The sequence below is a fragment of the Tolypothrix tenuis PCC 7101 genome, assembly GCF_963874875.1.
Taxonomy (GTDB): Bacteria; Cyanobacteriota; Cyanobacteriia; order Cyanobacteriales; family Nostocaceae; genus Aulosira; species Aulosira tenue.
In genome coordinates this window covers 601,431-620,838 of the sequence record NZ_CAWNJS010000001.1, presented here as the reverse complement: position 1 = coordinate 620,838, position 19,408 = coordinate 601,431, and the positions used below count along the sequence as shown (strand labels likewise).

The 19,408-nt window shown below is 39.5% G+C and carries 13 protein-coding genes; 8 read left to right on the top strand and 5 right to left on the bottom strand.

Going from position 1 to position 19,408, the window contains the following annotated elements; all coding sequences use genetic code 11:
- The first annotated feature begins 2 nt into the window (after nucleotides 1-2).
- Nucleotides 3-350 (top strand): winged helix-turn-helix transcriptional regulator, encoded by a 348-nt coding sequence (locus AACU25_RS02535; protein WP_096573773.1) that lies wholly within the window; start codon nucleotides 3-5, stop codon nucleotides 348-350.
- Nucleotides 351-700: 350 nt separating this feature from the next.
- Entirely contained in the window at nucleotides 701-1,378 is a 678-nt protein-coding gene (locus AACU25_RS02530) for a hypothetical protein (RefSeq protein WP_096573772.1), read from the top strand.
- A gap of 101 nt (nucleotides 1,379-1,479) precedes the next feature.
- Here the strand turns inward: AACU25_RS02530 and AACU25_RS02525 are convergent, their stop codons facing one another.
- Entirely contained in the window at nucleotides 1,480-2,361 is an 882-nt protein-coding gene (locus AACU25_RS02525) for a 4-hydroxybenzoate solanesyltransferase (protein WP_096573771.1), read from the bottom strand.
- A gap of 249 nt (nucleotides 2,362-2,610) precedes the next feature.
- Between AACU25_RS02525 and AACU25_RS02520 the strand changes: the two genes are divergently transcribed.
- Nucleotides 2,611-4,263, top strand: coding sequence for a Ppx/GppA phosphatase family protein (locus AACU25_RS02520; RefSeq protein WP_096573770.1), 1,653 nt, complete (start codon nucleotides 2,611-2,613; stop codon nucleotides 4,261-4,263).
- 144 nt (nucleotides 4,264-4,407) lie between these two features.
- Here AACU25_RS02520 and AACU25_RS02515 read toward each other — a convergent pair whose 3' ends face one another.
- A complete protein-coding gene (locus AACU25_RS02515) occupies nucleotides 4,408-5,124 on the bottom strand; it encodes a hypothetical protein (protein WP_096573769.1) in 717 nt (238 codons plus the stop codon).
- 575 nt (nucleotides 5,125-5,699) lie between these two features.
- Here AACU25_RS02515 and abc-f point away from each other — a divergent pair.
- From abc-f to AACU25_RS02490, 5 genes are all read left to right on the top strand, one after another.
- Complete coding sequence (abc-f, locus tag AACU25_RS02510; RefSeq protein WP_096573768.1) at nucleotides 5,700-7,325, top strand: ribosomal protection-like ABC-F family protein; 1,626 nt, start codon at nucleotides 5,700-5,702, stop codon at nucleotides 7,323-7,325.
- Nucleotides 7,326-7,503: 178 nt separating this feature from the next.
- Nucleotides 7,504-7,830, top strand: a complete 327-nt coding sequence (locus AACU25_RS02505) for a DUF6825 family protein (protein ID WP_096573767.1) — start codon at nucleotides 7,504-7,506, stop codon at nucleotides 7,828-7,830.
- 187 nt (nucleotides 7,831-8,017) lie between these two features.
- The gene (locus AACU25_RS02500) at nucleotides 8,018-9,703 is read left to right on the top strand and encodes an AarF/UbiB family protein (RefSeq protein WP_096573766.1); all 1,686 of its coding nucleotides are present in this window, start codon (nucleotides 8,018-8,020) and stop codon (nucleotides 9,701-9,703) included.
- A 17-nt stretch (nucleotides 9,704-9,720) separates the two neighbouring features.
- Nucleotides 9,721-10,452 carry a Stp1/IreP family PP2C-type Ser/Thr phosphatase gene (locus AACU25_RS02495; RefSeq protein WP_096573765.1) on the top strand — a complete coding sequence of 244 codons (732 nt, stop codon included), beginning with the start codon at nucleotides 9,721-9,723 and terminating at the stop codon, nucleotides 10,450-10,452.
- Between the two features lie 976 nt (nucleotides 10,453-11,428).
- The gene (locus tag AACU25_RS02490) at nucleotides 11,429-11,626 is read left to right on the top strand and encodes an NblA/ycf18 family protein (RefSeq protein WP_045869015.1); all 198 of its coding nucleotides are present in this window, start codon (nucleotides 11,429-11,431) and stop codon (nucleotides 11,624-11,626) included.
- A 413-nt stretch (nucleotides 11,627-12,039) separates the two neighbouring features.
- On the opposite strand, the gene AACU25_RS02485 is transcribed toward AACU25_RS02490, so the two are convergent.
- From AACU25_RS02485 to AACU25_RS02475, 3 genes are all read right to left on the bottom strand, one after another.
- Entirely contained in the window at nucleotides 12,040-13,575 is a 1,536-nt protein-coding gene (locus AACU25_RS02485) for a serine/threonine protein kinase (protein WP_096573764.1), read from the bottom strand.
- Nucleotides 13,576-14,990: 1,415 nt separating this feature from the next.
- Nucleotides 14,991-17,342, bottom strand: coding sequence for an adenylate/guanylate cyclase domain-containing protein (locus AACU25_RS02480; RefSeq protein ID WP_096573763.1), 2,352 nt, complete (start codon nucleotides 17,340-17,342; stop codon nucleotides 14,991-14,993).
- 705 nt (nucleotides 17,343-18,047) lie between these two features.
- Nucleotides 18,048-19,010 (bottom strand): trypsin-like serine peptidase, encoded by a 963-nt coding sequence (locus AACU25_RS02475; RefSeq protein WP_096573762.1) that lies wholly within the window; start codon nucleotides 19,008-19,010, stop codon nucleotides 18,048-18,050.
- Between the last annotated feature and the right edge of the window lie 398 nt (nucleotides 19,011-19,408).

Sequence of the window (19,408 nt, the reverse complement as noted above, 5' to 3'; positions counted from 1 at the left end):
TTATGGAAACTCAAGCAGAAAACTCTACCAGACTAACTTGTGAAGTAGAACTTACATTAGAGGTGATTGGTGGACGTTGGAAAGTTTTAATTATTAGAGAACTGATGTCAGGTGTAAAACGCTTTGGTGAGTTACAAAGGGCATTACATGGTATTACGCAAAAGATGCTTACCCAACAGCTAAGGGAAATGGAAGAGGATGGTATTATCCATCGTGAAGTTTATCCCCAAATTCCCCCGAAAGTAGAATATTCACTCACAGCTTTAGGCGAAAGCTTGCAACCCATTCTCAACGCTATGCATGAATGGGCTGTTAAATATTCTTCTCAAATCCGCCGCCAGCGAATCTAAATAAGGGCTTAAAATCAAAAGTCAAACAGACGCGATTAATCGCCTCTCTACAAAAGTTAAAAGCTACTCTTCCTTATCTTCCCCAGTACCCAGTACCCAGTCCCCAATCCCCAGTCCCCAATCCCCATGTATAAACCTTTCATCACCTCTGCGAAAATTTGGGTATGTTTGGGGATTCTTATTTGGTTATAAGTAGTACAATTGTTCTAGTAAGCAACTTTAATTCCCAACTTTCAGCAACTTGAGTGCGTAGCTGCTATGCAGCTTAACGTTAGACATCGCCTTCTAGTAATTACCCAAGGCGGTTGATTTGTTGTGCAATATTGGGGAGTTTTTAGGAGGTCAACATCATGATCGCACAAGTGCAGACTGTAATTCCCGCTCCGGTTGACTCTAAAGTAGTTAAAAAATCTGAGTTTGAGCAATACGCCCAAGAAAAAGCTAATGCTTTAAAAAATGCTAGTGGAGAAGAATTTTCCCTACTTTCCCTAGCTGATGTTACTAAAACAATTTTACATCATGCCTTTTGGTTAGCTGAACAAAAACAAAAGCTTTCATTAAGACAGTATAAACAGTTATTACTTGAACAAGGCTGGAAAGGTGAAGAAAAGAGATATCTGAAGATTGCAGCCGTATTTGGTGAATTTTCACCCCAGGATTTGGCACAGATTGAACCATTGACCGTCTATCAGCTAGCAAATAATAGTAATAAATATAAATCAGTAATAGAGGCTCTTTTTGACTTAAGGGCTATTACTCAAGAAGCTGTGCGTTCTCTAGTCAAACAAAAACGCACTCCTAGAGAACCAAAACCAGAAAAACCCAGTATTTGGCGGCGAACAAAGAATGGTGGCAGATATTGCCAAATACCCGCCATTCATGAGCAAGATGAGCATACAGGGATGGCTCTGCAAAGCATGATTGATACAGAAGGTTTGAGCGCTCAACAAATAGTAGCAGAAGCGATCGCACTCCGAAAGGCATATAAAGAAGGACTGTTAGTTGTAGTAGAGGAAAATAAAAATTAACTTTGGCATCAATTTCAGCAAAATAATCATTATTTAGGGGGTGAAAAGGCTAATTAAAGATAGCTCTTTCACCCCCTTGGTAAATATCAAAAAATCAGAACTTAGAAACAGCCAGCAATCATTCCACCCAATAAGATAAAACCAATCCAGACATTTTGACGGAACATCTTGCCATAAATAGGGTTGGGTAAATTTGGTTTACTTAACTTGATTGATTGCCAAACCCAGCCAATTGTGGCAATTACTAAGCTAATCCAAAATGCTAGGTGAAGGTGAATCACAACTCCTAAGTAAGCCAGTAAAGCAATTGTGCCGACAAAGAAAATAGCAATGGCTAAAGGTGCGTAATCACCAAAAAATAGAGCGCTAGAATTAACACCAATTCGCCGATCATCTTCCTTATCGCTCATTGCATATACAGTATCAAATCCCAATGTCCACAGTACAGTTGCACCCCAAAGTAGCCAAGTTGGTTGGGAAATATTTTGTGTAACTGCACTCCAGCTAATTAAGACAGCAAAACCCCAAGCAATTGAAAGGACTAATTGCGGTACGGGAAAAACTCGTTTCGCGCCTGGATATAGCAAAATAACGGGAACTGCTGCTGCTGATAACCAAAAAGTTAAAGGATTAAGATAAAACGCCAAAACTGCGGCACAAGCCAGCGCCACTAAGCCGACAACAATTCCGACTTTAATTGAAAGTGTACGGGCAGCTAGGGGGCGATCGCGAGTTCTTTCTACTTCGGGATCGATATCCCGATCCCACAAATCATTGACAACACATCCAGCCGCACTGGTGGCGAGAGTACCCAAAATAATTACGCCAACTAAAGGCAAAGGTGGTTTACCTGCTGCGGCTAAAAACACAGCCCACAGTGCAGGAATCATCAGGATTAATCGCCCTTCTGGTTTATGCCACCGCAACAGCCGAATAATTATCAGCCATATCGGTTCGGAATTGCTTTCTGGCGTTCTTAACATAGAAGTAAACAAAAAATCAAGTAATTACTTTAGCTAGATGAATTCACACATCTTTACATCTATAGAATATCTTTATTTGCTATTTGTAAAAACACAACCTAAACTTGCATCCTTAGATATATCTAAAAGGTCAATTTAGTTGTGAGCAGCAGAGTGAATATTCTTGATCAAGGTTGAGTTATCTTCACTTAACCTTTATGACCCCGACACACCAGTTTTTACTATCCTTACTAACAGAGAGAAAACTAGATGCTAAGTTTAGTTTCGACTAACCACGTGAGCATTCCCACTCCGACATTTAAGCAAAATCGGATTATTGCTGCCATTGACCTAGGTACCAATTCTCTGCACATGGTAGTGGTAAAAATTGACGCTACCCTACCAGCTTTTAGCATTATTGCCAGAGAAAAAGAAACTGTGAGACTAGGCGATCGCGATCTGGCTACAGGTAATCTTAAACCAGAAGTGATGGACAGGGCGATCGCTGCTTTAGGACGCTTTCAAACAGTTGCCGAAACTTTCAATGCGGAAACTATCGTGGCTGTCGCAACTAGTGCTGTGCGCGAAGCACCTAATGGTAAAGATTTTTTACACAGAGTTCTAGTTGATTTAGGTTTAAGCGTTGACTTAATTTCTGGACAAGAGGAAGCGCGGCGTATCTATTTGGGTGTGCTGTCGGGGATGGAATTTCACAACCAACCGCACATGATTATTGATATTGGCGGTGGTTCTACAGAATTAGTTTTGGGGGATAGTAACGAACCGCGCACGCTTACAAGTACGAAAATTGGTGCAGTCCGGCTGACTGGGGAGTTAATCACCACAGATCCCATCAGTAACGCCGAGTTTCAATATCTCCAAGCCTATGCACGGGGGATGTTAGAACGTTCTGTAGAAGAGGTAATCGCAAACCTCAAATTTGGGGAATCACCACGTTTGGTAGGTACTTCTGGCACGATTGAAACCTTAGCACTGATCGATGCCAGGGAAAAATTAGGTTATGAACCTTCCACGCTCAATGGCTACCAATTAAGTTTAAAAGACTTAAGAGATTGGGTAAATCGCCTACGGAAACTGAGTAACGTTGAACGCACTGCGATACCAGGTATGCCAGATAAGCGGTCGGAAGTTATACTGGCAGGCGCAGTAATATTACAGGAAGCTATGACCCTTTTGGGCGTTGAATCAATAACGACTTGTGAGCGTTCTTTGCGCGAAGGTGTAATCGTGGACTGGATGCTAGCCCACGGTTTAATCGAAGATAAACTGCGTTTCCAAAGCTCAATTCGGCAGCGTAGTGTACTCAAACAAGCTAATAAATACCAAATTAACTTAGAGCATAGCGATCGCGTCGCCGAATTTGCCCTAAGTATATTTGATCAAACTCAAAATAAATTACACTTCTGGGGCGAGGAAGAACGACAACTACTATGGGCTGCTGCGATATTACATAATTGCGGTCATCATGTCAGCCATTCATCTCACCACAAACATTCTTATTATCTAATTCGCAATAGTGAATTACTCGGTTATACCGAAAGCGAAATCGAAATTATTGCGAACATAGCGCGCTATCATCGCAAATCTGCACCCAAGAAAAAGCACGAGAATTTCCGCAACTTGCTCACAAAACAACACCGCCAAATAGTTAGCCAATTAAGTACGCTTTTAAGATTGGCAGTAGCTTTAGATAGACGACAAATTGGCGCTATTGAAAAGGTACAGTGTGAATATCATCCCCACACCATAAAATTTTATCTGCGAATTTTCCCATCCCATCCTGATGATGACTGTGCCTTAGAACTATGGAGTTTAGATTACAAAAAATCGGTATTTGAGGCAGAGTTTAACGTTCACTTAATCACAACTTTAGAACCTTATACGATGTCTATTAATTCATAGTTTACGCCGTTAATGTTGCCACAGGCTAGCTATTTCTCATCACAATTGAAAGTATACAGCCCTTTTGGTGCGTGATGGTTAAAGCAATCACGCACTACCAATGACATCAAAAACGGCGCGTTAAGGAAAAGCAAGCTATAAACTTTAAGGAAAATTGATCGCGTCATTGCTTTGATTGCTATAACAGATAACGTAATCAGAATTAATCCACCCTTCTTTATTTGCTAATTTAGGGTTCGATTCTGGGATAACGCGTACTTTAATCCAGGGTGTTGGAGTAGCATTCAAGCTTGATATGTCACGCATTAATAATGTGACATTGTTACCATTATCTAAACCAGCTTCAACTTTTCCGCCTGGTGTACGCCGTAAACTTAACTGTCCTTTCACTAGTCCGGTTACTTCGCACATCGCTGGTTTGACTTCAGCTATTTTCGCGTTACATTTAAGGGCTGCTGAACTTACCCAACCTTCCAAAAATTTATCTTTCGGAGATTCAGAATCAATCACTTTTACATATAGCCAATTTTCAATACCTTTTGCGAGTACTTCCAACCTTGCATCTTCGTATAAATTGATGACTCCCGCACTCTTAAATTCTTGTTGTGGTTTTGCTAAGTAAAAGAATAAAGCTTCTTCATATCCCAGTTTCTTTGATTGACAAATCACTTTTTTTGTTTGTGCTTTGTTTGCTGTCGCTGTATTTGCAATCAGGCTAGGAGTAATATTAACTAACCCTAAACTCAAAAACGCAAAAGCTATTCTTGCTAACAATTTATACTTTTTAACAGGTGAGTTAAAAGCCGATAAATTGCGTTTAGACTTATTTGATAAAATATATAACGCTTTACTGTTATTCATAATTGCTAGATAAAGTATTCAAAAGCACTAAATATCTAACTTAGCTTTTTTACTTTTGAAACGCCTACCCAATGTCACTTAAATAACTTCTTACAGGCAAAACCAGTATATTTACATATTTTGGCAAAATTTTAGTTGAGAATTTAAGCTTGTCAAGCCATCACACTTATAAAATGCTGTAATTTAATTCTATTTCCACTATTTTTCAAGGGGGTAGTAGGTATTAATAAGCGTTTAATGTCACAGCCAGATACTTTGACAAAAACTCTGAGCCTTCTGGAATTTATTAGTGCTACACTGTATTCAATATCAACCCTCTACAAATCGCTAGCGAGATAGCTGAAATGAAGTAGTAACAACCTCATGTTGCACTCCAGCAACAAATGTCAAAACATAATCACCACAAGCAGTTTGACAGGTTACTTCAAAAAATCATGTTCTAAAAATATTGTGATTTACCCTTTCTATATTTAGCCGTGAGCAAATTCTCTGCGGCTTGGTTTGTTGTGTACCGAATCTACCCGGAATTGTTATTAATCAACGGGTGGAAGTTGGGCAATTGAGGTTTGAGAAGAATGCAGAAAAAATCAATATTATTAGCTGATAATTTAGCTTATCAACTCAGTTCAACCAGGACTTTATTTGAGAAAGTTCAGGTAAGTATTGCTTCAGGCGATCGCATCGCTTTAGTTGGTAGTAATGGTGTGGGAAAATCCACTCTTTTGAAGATACTTGCAGGGCAAATTACGCCTAGTAATGGTTCTGTATGGTGCAAACATCATATTTATTATTTACCCCAAATCAGCACCATCAAGCAAGAGATTACCGCAGATACAGTACTCGATTTCTTAAGTTCTAAATCTGATGAATGGTGGCAAATTGAGGAAATCTTGCGAACACAATTCCACACCAACCTGGACTTATCATTATCCATAAGTAACTTGAGCGGTGGGGAACTCACAAAATTATTTCTTGCAATTGGCTTATCTCAAGCACCAAACATACTATTGCTAGATGAACCCACAAATCACATGGATTTACTAGCGCTAGAAAATTTAAGGCAATTTCTAGTAAATTTTGCTGGTGCATATATTATTGTTTCCCACAAGCCTTTCTTCTTAAATCAGGTAACAGAAGTTACTTGGGAACTGACATCTGAAGGGGTGAAAGTATATGGAGGTAATTTTTCGGAATATCGCCAACAAAAAGAAATTGAGTTAGCAGCCGCAGTGCGATCGCATGAAGTCGCTAGAAAAGAACTTAAACGCGTCCAAACTACAGCCATGCAAGAACAGCAACGCGCCGCGCAATCTCAGCGTCAAGGGCGTGCTAAGTTTCTCAATGGTAGTATTGATCGGATGTCAGCCGGATTGATTAAAACCAAAGCTGAGGCTGCTTCTGGGAACGCTAAAAAGAAGCATGAAATCTCAGTAGCAAAAGCTACGCAAACCGTGGCAGATACTAAAGTAAAAACCACAAAAGCAACCAGTATTCAATTAGCTGAAAAAGCTCAAAAACGCCGCAACTTGATTGATATTCAAGATGCCAATCTTTGGGTATCAGAGCGCTTATTGATACAAAACATCCAACTGCATATTACCACAGGCGATCGCATAGCAATTGTTGGCGCAAATGGTTCAGGTAAATCGACTCTCGCCAAAGCCATTCTGGGAATGGAACAGTCAGCAGCAGTTTTGGCTGGAGGTGAGATTTTACTCGCACCAGGCATAAAAGCCGTATATCTCGATCAAACCTATGAACTAGTCAACCGCCAGCAGACGATTTTAGAAAATATGCAAGCCGCGAACCCCAGTCTCAGCTATCAACTGCTGCGTCAACAGCTAGGACACTTTTTATTTAAATATGATGACGTTCACAAAAGTGCATCAGTGTTGAGTGGAGGAGAATTAGCCAGATTAGCGATCGCAATTATCAGCATCTCAGAAATTGACCTATTGATTCTCGATGAGCCGACTAATAACTTAGATATCGAAACTGTCGAGCAAATGATAGTAGGTATCAACGAGTATCAAGGCGCGCTGTGGGTAATTTCCCACGATTTAGATTTCCTCAACCGCATCAACATTACTCAAAGTTACAAGTTAACTAACCAAGCCTTGCAAATCACAAGCTATTTACCCAATACCCCACAGCAGTATTATCAAGAACTGCTGGAATGTCATCAATTGGGTAATTGGTAATTGGTAATTGGTAATTGGTAATTGGTAATAATAATTTCCCTGTTCCCTTTCCCCTTTCCCCTTTTCCCCCTCATCCCCAATCCCTAGTCCCTAATCCCCAATCCCTAATCCAAAAGTAGAAGCCGCAAAGCATGGGAGCAAGTTATAATTCTCTTGCGGAGAGACGTAACAAAAATTTATGAGTAACCCCCTTTTACAAGCTTTCTTTGTCGGGAGAGCAGTTGCTGAAGTAGTAAACGAACGCTTAGAAGTCGCTTTGACTGATGCTTTGAGTGAAATTGGCAAATTTGACGCTGAAGCCAGAGAACAGTTGCGCCAGTTCACATATGAGGTGCTAGAACGGGCAAATCGTGCAGCTGAGGCTGCTGGTACTGGTCAGTCTACTACAGTGCGTGGCCCCAGTGGCTCTGACCCTGTTGATTTGCAAGCAATGATTGATGAACTACGGGCAGAAATCGCTTTATTACGTACTGAATTACAAAAGTATCGTAGTAGTTCTGTGTAAAAGCTGCGAACAATCCACTAGGAAGCATATTTTAGTCATTGGTCATTAGTCATTAGTCATTAGTTATTAGTCACGAGACAAATGACACCTGACAAAGGACAAATGACATTTGATCGCAAACATTTTAGGAATCAGAGTGTCTTTTCTTCCAAGTGATTCGGTGACAAACCAACGGTACGCAAACAATATGGAAAAAGGTTATTCAGATAAGGCTTACCGTTGGAATCGTGAAAACTATTCTAGCCGACGGCGTTTTATTGATATTTGGTCGTTTGTTTTGACCTTAATGTTCAAGCTTTGGCGATACAACAAAGCTTGGAGTTATCCTGGTGGCATAACAGAGGCCAAGCAAGCTGCAAGACGCAAGGCACAGGCAATTTGGATTCGTAATACCCTGCTAGATTTAGGGCCTACCTTTATTAAAGTGGGGCAATTATTTTCCACCCGTGCTGATATTTTCCCGGTCGAATATGTAGACGAACTAGCAAAGTTACAAGATAAAGTACCCGCCTTTAGTTATGAGCAAGTAGAGGCGATTATTGAGCGAGAACTAGGTAAGAAAATTCCGGAACTGTTCCAGAGTTTTGATCCGGTTCCGCTAGCGGCTGCTAGTTTGGGACAAGTACATAAAGCCGTCTTATATACAGGCGAAGCGGTTGTTGTCAAAGTACAACGTCCAGGACTGAAAAAATTATTTGAAATAGATTTACAAATTCTTAAGGGAATTGCCCGTTATTTTCAAAACCATCCTAAATGGGGACGGGGGCGAGATTGGATCGGAATTTACGAAGAATGTTGTCGCATTCTTTGGGAAGAAATTGATTACCTCAATGAAGGTCGTAACGCTGATAGTTTTCGGCGTAACTTTCGCGGCTATGAGTGGGTGAAAGTACCGAGGGTACATTGGCGTTATACTTCGTCACGAGTACTGAGCTTGGAATATGTTCCAGGCATCAAAATTAGCCAATATGAAGCATTAGAAGCTGCGGGTTTAGACCGCAAGGTGATTGCCCGTCAAGGTGCCCAAGCATACCTAATTCAACTGCTCAATAATGGGTTTTTCCATGCCGATCCGCACCCAGGAAATATAGCTGTTGGCCCAAATGGCGACTTAATATTTTACGATTTCGGCATGATGGGGCGGATTAAATCTAACATCCGTGAAGGGCTGATGGAAACGCTGTTTGGGATTGCCCAAAAAGATGGCGATCGCGTTGTCCAATCCCTGATCGATTTAGGAGCGATCGCACCAACTGATGACATGGGGCCAGTGCGGCGTTCTGTCCAGTATATGCTGGATAATTTCATGGATAAGCCGTTTGAAAATCAATCAGTGGCGGCAATCAGTGACGACCTGTACGAAATAGCTTATAATCAACCATTTAGATTTCCAGCAACCTTCACTTTTGTGATGCGAGCTTTTTCTACTCTTGAGGGAGTCGGCAAGGGCTTAGATCCAGAATTTAATTTTATGGAAGTTGCTAAACCATATGCAATGCAGCTGATGACCGATATGAATGGTTCTGAGGGCAATAGCTTCCTCAACGAATTAAGCCGGCAAGCAGTTCAAGTTAGTACCACTGCTTTTGGGCTACCACGGAGACTAGAAGATACGCTAGAAAAGCTAGAGCGAGGTGACATGCGTATGCGAGTCCGTTCTCTAGAAACTGAACGCCTATTGAGGCGACAAAGTAATATTCAGATAGGTATTAGTTACGCTCTCCTCGTCAGTGGATTTACGCTTTCAGGTACGATTCTATTGGTGAATCATTATGTATTGTTAGCAGTATTAGCAGGCTTAATTGCAGCGGCGATCGCAGTACTACTTATCCGCCTACTTTTACGTCTCGAACGTTATGAACGTATGTATTAATGTTGCAGTAAAAATTTATGAAACTTAACTTCGCGGGTCTTAGCGATCCGGGACTGATTCGTTCTAATAACCAAGATGCATATTATATCGACCCAGAGAAACGATTTTGTATCGTTGCTGATGGGATGGGTGGTCATGCAGGCGGAGAGGAAGCTAGTCGCATCGCTACGCAAGAAATTCAAGCTTACTTAGCACAAAATTGGCAAACTTCTCAGTCTGCTCAAGAATTACTAGTACAAGCTTTGTGGCGTGCTAATGAAGCAATTTTGCAGGATCAGCAAAATGCTCCAGAACGTGCTGATATGGGGACAACAGCTGTAGTTGTGGTTTTCCGAGAATCCGAGTCTCCTTGGTGCGCCCATGTTGGCGACTCCCGGCTTTATCGCTGGCGCGGCTCACATTTAGAACAAATCACAGAAGATCATACTTGGGTCGCCAGAGCAATTAAACTAGGCGATATTACTTTTGAAGAAGCACGGGTTCATCCCTTTCGTCATGTTTTATCAAGGTGTTTAGGGCGCGAGGACTTACATCAAATTGACGTGCAACCAATAGACTTGATGGTAGGCGATCGCTTACTTTTATGCAGTGATGGTCTCACAGAAGAATTAGCAGATCAAAAAATTGCTGACTGTCTGCAAGACAACTCTGTCTTAGATAAGGCTGCTTACTCTCTAGTTGAGGCTGCTAAAGCTCACGGCGGACATGATAATATTACCGTCGCGCTCGTTGCAGTAGAGGACAATTAACGACATCAAAGTCAAACAATTTGAATTTTGAGGTGTGCGCTAGCGAAGCTTCAAAGGCTTTTGTTGCAAACACAGATGTTAAGCATCAGCTAGCTTAAAATAAGGGTTGCTAGAGCCTACGCCAGCACCAAGAGTCAGTCCTGAGCATTTTTGAGATTGACTATACTAGTACCGCAAGGTTGATTCAAAATTCAAAATGAATACGCTGTAAGGGTTTCGTTGATTTGAAATCGGTGGTTTATTTCCGCCGAACTGTACTAGCCCAACAAAAAACACTGCTTCGAGATTTTAGATTAGTTACCTCCACAGTCCGGCTGAAGCTAAAAATCATCTAAAATCCTAAATTGCTATGTTAAAATTCCGAATTTTCAACAGCAAGATTTGTAGACGGGGAATGAGAGTAAATAGCTAAGGGTTAAAGGTTTTTCTTGTCCTCTTTCGCCTTTCCTATGTTCTCCTGACCATTTTTGGTAAATATACTCAGCAATTGTTCAGCCTGAGCATTTTTCCTATTTACTACTTGATAAAAATGTTTTTAAGCTTCCAACTGACCAGAAGGATGCGGAAATTGCACAATTTGTCAAATTGACATCTTGCGCTTAATGCGGTATAGCGAATATAATTTACGCCAACTCCTTTCACTTCTCATTTAATCTTGTGTTAAACGAGATAGTAGGGGAATTGAGGCGTTTAACCCAATAGGGTTTATCAACAGCCAAAACAAGCGAAAACTACCGAGGTAGACTTCGGTTCTATACCAGTAGACTTAGGTTGTAGATCAGCCAACCACAAACTAACCCATAAGTTAGTGGGCAAAATCAATCCATTAGGGGTGGGCAATTCGTCAAACAATTGTTATCTTTCTTAATATCAGAAGAACAAAAGTGTAACGAAGTCCAGTCCCAAGGATTTTACTTTTACAGCTTCTGCAACCTAAACAAACATAACCTTTACGCGTTTCTTTTTGGAGTTAAATATGAGTAACCCAATCGAATTATCCTTAGAACAACAATTCAGCATCCGCTCTTTCGCTACTCAAGTACAGCACATGAGCCATGACCAAGCTAAAGACTTTTTAGTTAAGCTGTATGAGCAAATGGTAGTACGTGAAGCAACATACCAAGAGTTACTTAAGCACCAATGGGGCTTAGATTCAGGCTCCACTTTGGCATAGATTCTTTTCTAATGTCGCAGTGGGCGACCTCCTTCTCTTGCTCGGTTCCAAGGAGGAAAGGAGCTGGGGATGCCGGGGCGTCAACTTCGATAGGCAATCTCTAAACTTGACAACACAAAGACAATTTATTGGAGCCTTGAGGCTAAATTCACTATGAACATTAGCGCAGCTAATTTACTGTCAGCTACCAATAAGGATAATTATCTATACTTCTTGAGAATCTACTTCACTTTGTAAACACTACAATGTATTTTTTGTAGATATTCATACAAAATTCGATTCTCCAAGTCTTACCGTAGCCCATTATATTTTTTCTAAATACAACTTACAACTATATATAGATTTTTATTAACAAAAGTTAACACAAATATTTGATACACTTTTAATAATACATAAGTTACGTAAATTACAAATCAGGAATTAGTATTCATTCCTTCTAGCTTTGCCAGAATCATCGGCTTAATTTTTTCATACTCGCGTTTGAGAAGCGTTTTACTCATTTGCGGTTCAGCCGAAGAAACCATAACTCGACTGCTATTGACCCACTCTAGCAGCTTTTGACATTGGGCTGGCGCTATAGTAGAAACTAGCATATGAGAACAGCTACCTGGGAACTCCCTAGCAAAAAATAACAAGCGATAAGAACCTGTTTGCCCCATGAGATTGGCTATTTCTTGCCCCAGATTAGTTTTGAGATCTAGGTAGTAAGGTAACCATTTAGCACCATGTTGACGATTGTAGAGTACTGTAATCCACAGAGCCATAGGATGGGGAACAGTAATAAATAAAAATTGATTGTAACGTTTACAAACTAAGCGCTTTTGAATTTCCTCTTGCGGTAGCATCACCCACAGGGAAGGTGCAACCCCAGCATTAGTGCGGATGGGTTGGGGAAAGACAATATCAGCTATTGGTTTATTTTTAGGCCAAGAATAGATAGCAGGAATTTCACTACTAGCGCCAGATATTTGGGAATTACCTTTTGTTTGTGACTCAGGCTCCGATTTAGCCATCATCACATCAGCCACCGCATCAGTTTGTGGTAAAGACAGGCGCGTATGAAAATGGTGTTCAATATCTGATAAAATCTCGAGGATTTCACTGATATTTTGCGGGCGATCGCTTGGTGCTTTAGCAAGGCAATTCTTAACTAAATCCTCCAGTGCCTTCGGTAATTGTAAAGCTGGCGCTGCTTCTGCAAAAGCAATTGGCTCTTGATGACGATGCACTTTATACCATGCTCCAAAAGAGGAAGTCGTTGGTACCAACGGCATCTTACCTGTGAGCATTTCAAACATCATCACGCCCAAACTATAAATATCAGAGCGATTATCTAATTCTTTACCCTCCATTTGCTCTGGAGAAGAATAAGCCAACGTCCCTAAATAATAGTTAGTAACATTACCATCTGATTGGAGTAACTTGGCAATCCCAAAATCGAGAACCTTCACCAATTCTCCAAAACTGGCATCTTGTATCACCAACATATTACTGGGCTTAATATCGCGATGGATAATTGGATAAATATGGCCATCAACCAAAATGCCATCATGGGCGCACTGTAACCCCAAACAAATCTGACGCGCCATACTCAAAAATCGTGGTACAGACAGATTTTGTAGGCGAATAATATTGCTTAAACTTTCTCCTTGTAGATATTCCATGACATAGAACGGTGTGTTCTTGTCGTCTAAACCATAGTCCATCACTCGGACAATATGAATACTTTTTTGTCCTAGTAAGGCACAAGTTTTAGCTTCAGTCTCAAAACGTTCTTGCAATCGCATTTTTTCATTTTGAATTGACAAAGCCAGGAACTTCACTGCTACAGGTACTCCTCCCAACAAAACATCCTTAGCACGATAAACTCGGCCCATTGCTCCAGTACCAATTAACTCTTGAAGCTGGTAGCGTTTGCTAAGTAGGCGACCAATGTTGGGATCTGGCATAGAAAATTTGGCTCCAATGTCCAAAAATCGTGGGTGATTCCTGTTTAAGACACAGGTTGTAGGTTTTACGTTTTAAAATTTCAATTTATTCAACAAAATTGGTAGAGTTACCCTGATCTTTGTACGATTTTGCACTTTGCTGATGATTTAGTTTGCCCAATTTTGCTGGAACAAATAGCTGAAGATAAATCTTGAATAAACCCTGGAAATTTACCACCTCAAAATGGAGGAAAGCAATAACCTACCTAAAGGTCATATAAATAGTGCAAAAGTACTATATTAGAGCTTCTAGCTAGCTGGCGATCGCGCCAGGCTAGAAATTACTATTGAGTACCCATGATATTGAATAAAATTTATGAATTATCTGCAGTTGCTCTTCATTGATCTTGGAGCATTTTTTAAAAGTCCTCTAGTTAGTAGCAAAACGTTTTAGATCCCCCTAAATCCACGCCACTTGCTCTGAAGAGCGAACCACTAAGAGCGCAGTGGCTCCCCCTTAAAAAGGGAAATTTAAGAGGTTTTTGCCCCCTGTTCAAGGGGGTTGGGGGAATTCATAACTGCTTAAAATTACAGCCAATCACTTTTTAAACAACTTCTTAGCCTTAAAATGAGATAGTATAGCTTACCGTTAATATGAATTCAGCCAATAAACCCTTTGAAGTTGCTTGAGTTTTTCAACAAATAATTGTAGGCAAGTCTATAAATACTGATGGCAGAATAGGCTTTTTGAATTTAGCTCAAGGAAGACTTTCTATTCACAAACGATAGGCTAGCATAAGAATGCCCGATTCGGAAAGGATAATCTCTCAATAAATACGGAGAAAAACAAACCAGGTAAAGGAGTTTTTCTCTTCCTGGCTGTAGACTATAACTATTTATTGGGAGAATTACAGCAGATTAAAGCATAAGAGTCTGCTGAGAGCTTTTGCTCCTAAGACTCGCAACAACATCTCATATTGGATAACATCTGTCATATAGCAATCCTATATGAGTTGTGAGAATCACTCATTAAGGCAGGGAACAGGTAACGGGCAACAGGCAAGAAGGATATAAAAATGAACTTTGTTTTTTTTCACAAATGAAATAGGAATGCCATAGCAGGGTCTTTTTTCGATGATTGTGCTATCTTGAACTTGACAAAATTTATTTATTTTTATTCTGATGATTTCTACATTGGTAATTATTGTTTGCCTTTGGGTAATCTTAAGTATTCCTCTAGCGCTATTTGTTGGTAGATTGCTATACGAAATTAATTTAAACTCAGAGAAACAAAGTAAAATTGATGAAGAAGAAAATCTTGCCAATCAACAAATTAAAGCCAAGATTAAGTGAAATTAAATAATTATGTTGCTAATTTTATTATCAAGTTAGTCATACATAGAATGACTATCTATAAAAATCATATCTAAATATAATTATTGTCGCCCAAGCAAAAGATAAGCGCTCATAAAACCTTTTCCTGTAATTTCAATTTCACCCCGCTTTTCTAAAAGAAAGTCATTCGATAAACGCTCGTAAGTAATTTGTGATACTTGAATCTGTCCGGGTATTCCCTGTGATTCCATACAGCTAGCAAGGTTTACGGTTTCTCCCCAACGATGATAGTCGAATTTTTGTACCTGCATCATACTGACAATTAAGGGGCCAGTATGGATACCGATCCGGATGTTAAAGTTCTGGTGATGCTCGCTATTAAATAAGGCGATCGCAGTTTGCATATCCAAAGCCATATGCGCGATCGCTTGAGCATGATCGGTACGTTGCATTGGCAATCCAGCTATTACTATATAAGCATCATTAATCGCCTGAATCTTCTGAAGACTATAACGTTCACTCAAACTATCAAAAGCAGAAAAAATGGGATTGAGTAAGCTTACCAATTGCATTGCACTCATAGAAGCAGCAATTTCGCTTAAGCCAATGATATCTGCAAACAAAACTGTAACTTCAACAAAATCTTTGGAAATTACTCCTGTTTCTGGTCTGGAAATGGCAATATCTACTGGTGATATATTACTTAATAAACGTTCAGTTTGTTCTTTTTGATTGTATAGTACTGCTTGTGCTAGTATCCTTTTAGTTATATTGCGGAAAATCCCTCGAATCGCTACTGGCTTTCCTTCAACAAATTTACAGTTAATATTGCCTTCGAGAAATATCGTTTGACCATTTTTAGTAATAAATGCGGTTTGGACTTGTGCAAGTTTTTCTCCTGACATAACGCTATAAAACTTTTGACGGCTGCGTTGGTGAAAATCAGGATGAATAATATCAAACAACGTCATATTAGCGATTTCAGCTTCGCTGTAGCCTAGAGTTTTTTGCCAGGCTTTATTGACATACAAAAACCGACCATAGGCATTTACAGACTGAATTAAATCGGTAACATTTTCAAATAAATCTCGATATCTTTCTTCACTTTCTACTAAAGCAGCTTCGGTTTGTTTACATTTAATAAAATGACCAATTTGGTTCCCAATTGAAACCATCATTTGTAAGAAGTCTATGTCTTTTTGCTGTACTTCTTGATTGAAAAAAACCATGACTCCTAAAATTTCTCGATCATCTAAAATGGGAAAACCAAACGCCGCGTGTAATCCAGCTGTGGCGGCTGGTTGCGATCGCAGTAAGTCATCATCATCTGCAATATCCTTAATCCAAATTGGAGAACGTCTGTCCCAAATTCGACCTGGTAAACCTACGCCAGTTTTATAAGTAGTTTGCCAAGTAATCGCTTTAAACTCCCGTACAGAAACTACTCGACTTGACCAGATTTCTACACATCTCAGGACTATATTATGATTACTCTGCCGTTTGATAGATCTAGTGATATATTCATTTGCTGTCCATAGTTCTCCTAAATCCCAACCTATAGTTTGGCAAATAGCTTGCAATATTTTTGGCATTGCCTCCTTTATGCTTTGGGATTCTGAGAGTATCCTAGTAATAGCATACTGAGCGCATATCCTCTGTTCTCGACGCTGACGAGCAGTAATATCCCGACCAATATAGACAATATCTTCTAAGCTATTTATATGATTAGGAAAAACTGAGCAAGAAAAAGCTATTAACAGCTTTTCTCCTTTTTTTGTTCGACAAACCACCTCGATATTTGAGGATTTTTGATGAGATAAGGAATATTTTTTGAGGATATTTTTGAATAAAGCATAATCATCTATGATCAAAGAAATTGATTTTCCTATTAATTCTGCTTCAGTGAAACCAAATATTTTTTTTGTAGCTGTATTAATCTTTTTTATTTTACCCGAATTACTTGTTACTAGTAAGGCATCTGCCATTGAGCCAATAACTTGTTCCATGTAATTCTTGTATGCTATTAATGTACTTGATAGCAGACTCGCTTCATGATATTTCTGTGCTAACTTCTGTTCAAATGCTAATCTATCAGTAACTTCTTCAATCAGAATTAATAAACGATTTGCAGATTTAAATTCGACTTTTTCGCTAATTACATATATATCTATATATATTTCCTGATTATTATCCAAGCAACGTCTAATGCCTGGTAATTCAAATAATTCTTGTTCTCCTTGAAGGATAGATACCAGAATATCTTCTATGCCTATAAATTCAGGGAAACTTAGCCGAATATCCTTTCCTTGCATCACCTCTTCTGGTCGCTCGGCAAACTTGTGTACTTGCTCAGAATTCTCTAAAATCTGAAAATTATGATCGAGTTCCAGGCGTTCAAATTTACGTGGGAAGGAAGGTTTATTAAAAATCCGCTCTAATACCTGGTATTTCATAGTGCTGTGGGAATAGGTATTCAAATTATTACTGCAGGATTAATCAGCAGACTTGAGGTAAATATAGGTAACAGCCGAATTGGATCGTAATAACCATATAACCCCATTCCTCCATGAAAACTCAGCACTCAAAATTGAAGATTTAGCTTCTACAATTTACAAATCAGCACCTCTAATTATTCTGTCAATCATTCTTCCCAAGTTTAAGTAAATACATATGGCTACTGTTCAACTTACCATTAAGTTGTTCTAGCCCAGAACTCTGACTTTGACTTTAACTATGTAATTTTCAACCTAGATATATGAAACTAATTTTGAGTTGCTTTTTCCCTTCACAAATTATCTTCAGCTGCTATCGGATGAATTTTACAAGCACAGCAAAATAAGATAATTATGACTCCTCAAAAGTTCCTCATATTTTTAGACACAAGTATCAAGGATAAAGCAAAAACAAGTATGAGGATGCAAATATTTTACAGAGCTATTGTAAATAAATATGTAATCTACTGAGGTGGGATTTGAAAACCGCAAATCACGCAAATGGATTTTGGGTATAAAAAGGTACTTATTTGATTAGCTGCCTTCTCAAGATTTGCAGGCGATCGCATCATGGTTTTTATGATTGCTGAAGGCTTAAATTTGTCAGCTTCCCGACTTTACGTCGGGAATAGAGCAATATTTTAAGATAATTCCATTTACCTGAGTTTACTTACTGCCTGCTAATTCATCCAGGAAAGACACTTTGACGGCTAGGTTGATGACATCTTGATGAGTTCTGGTGTTTTTAATTTCAGCATTATTCAAGGCCACAATATATGGTTGCCCATCAATCAAACCAATTATCGGCCCACCGGAGGAACCACCAGCTGTATCACAATCATGAAATAATACATCGTCCTCCTCTTTGACAATACTGCATCCGGCTTGAAATCCGGCAGTCCAACCTTTACCAGCAGTGAGGAACTCATAACCTTTCTTGTCAGGGTTAGGAAAATCACCAGAGTAGCCAACAAAGAATAATTTTTCCTTATTTTTGATCAATGCGCTGGCTGGGAGAGATTTCCATCCTAAATAGCCGTACTTACGACCAAGAGGCTTATCAATTTTCATAATTGCCCAGTCATGAGTCTGATTTATCGTGCTATCACCAGTAAAGTCCGTGCCATAAATCACTTGATCTACAGTGGCGATATCTCTTTCATTGCTGACTTCACCATTGATGACATTTGGTAGAAATAGAATTTTTTTACTGAGTTGATGAGTTTCTGGGTCAATAACACAGTGGGAATTAGTCAAAACTATATCATCAGCAATTAAAGTACCCGTGCAATGGTAACTTTTGGCATCAGTTGTTGTTCCTTGTACCCGACCGATCGCAGACCAAGGGTAATCTCGACTCAGCATCGGAATGCGATCGTCTATACCATCAGGAATTCCTCTTCTACCTCCAGTTGGTTTTTCTGACTGTCTCATTCTCGAAGGTTTGAATGGGTTGCCATTACCTTGTATTTTTAATTTGCCTGGTTGGAATTTTGTAAATTTAGGAGGAGAACTAGGTTGTGATTCTGTTTGTGCTTGCACAGATACCGAACCCCCTAAAGCTACAGCACTCAAAATTCCTGCAAAAAAAAGCGCGAAAGATTGTTTGTAAATAGCTTTTGTAGTCATGAAATCATCTATCCTCAATTAAAAGTTAAAATTTTCTCCGCACAATATGCATGAAGCCTGAGTAGCATTACCTGGAAGGGTGCAGCCAAATTAAATTCCCCATCTCAGTCTGAAAATGCAGTAGTTATTGAGGCTGAACCTCTCGTTTATATGGGTGGGGGGTCTTGCCCCTAATTGACAGTATCCTACCAAGAGACTAGAGACTAAATTAGTTTTGTGTATAGATAACACCTAAATTTCTAAGGCTTTATGCATTGAAGGCTATTTTTGCTGGTGAATTTTCTGCCATCGTCTTTGAAATCTGGAAGTTGACCAATATTTTCAACTTGCTTGGTCATAGGTCGCAGTTAGTTTGTTGATTGAACGCTACGAGTTACTATATCTCTGGCGATTTGCAG

What these genes read in the sequence shown, in the direction of transcription:
- AACU25_RS02500 (WP_096573766.1), top strand. Translation starts at nt 8,018, where the DNA reads ATGGAAAAAGGTTATTCAGATAAGGCTTACCGTTGGAATCGTGAAAAC.
- AACU25_RS02485 (WP_096573764.1), bottom strand. Translation starts at nt 13,575, where the DNA reads ATGCCAGATCCCAACATTGGTCGCCTACTTAGCAAACGCTACCAGCTT.
- AACU25_RS02515 (WP_096573769.1), bottom strand. Translation starts at nt 5,124, where the DNA reads ATGAATAACAGTAAAGCGTTATATATTTTATCAAATAAGTCTAAACGC.
- AACU25_RS02530 (WP_096573772.1), top strand. Translation starts at nt 701, where the DNA reads ATGATCGCACAAGTGCAGACTGTAATTCCCGCTCCGGTTGACTCTAAA.
- AACU25_RS02525 (WP_096573771.1), bottom strand. Translation starts at nt 2,361, where the DNA reads ATGTTAAGAACGCCAGAAAGCAATTCCGAACCGATATGGCTGATAATT.
- AACU25_RS02495 (WP_096573765.1), top strand. Translation starts at nt 9,721, where the DNA reads ATGAAACTTAACTTCGCGGGTCTTAGCGATCCGGGACTGATTCGTTCT.
- AACU25_RS02480 (WP_096573763.1), bottom strand. Translation starts at nt 17,342, where the DNA reads ATGAAATACCAGGTATTAGAGCGGATTTTTAATAAACCTTCCTTCCCA.
- abc-f (WP_096573768.1), top strand. Translation starts at nt 5,700, where the DNA reads ATGCAGAAAAAATCAATATTATTAGCTGATAATTTAGCTTATCAACTC.
- AACU25_RS02505 (WP_096573767.1), top strand. Translation starts at nt 7,504, where the DNA reads ATGAGTAACCCCCTTTTACAAGCTTTCTTTGTCGGGAGAGCAGTTGCT.
- AACU25_RS02535 (WP_096573773.1), top strand. Translation starts at nt 3, where the DNA reads ATGGAAACTCAAGCAGAAAACTCTACCAGACTAACTTGTGAAGTAGAA.
- AACU25_RS02475 (WP_096573762.1), bottom strand. Translation starts at nt 19,010, where the DNA reads ATGACTACAAAAGCTATTTACAAACAATCTTTCGCGCTTTTTTTTGCA.
- AACU25_RS02520 (WP_096573770.1), top strand. Translation starts at nt 2,611, where the DNA reads ATGCTAAGTTTAGTTTCGACTAACCACGTGAGCATTCCCACTCCGACA.
- AACU25_RS02490 (WP_045869015.1), top strand. Translation starts at nt 11,429, where the DNA reads ATGAGTAACCCAATCGAATTATCCTTAGAACAACAATTCAGCATCCGC.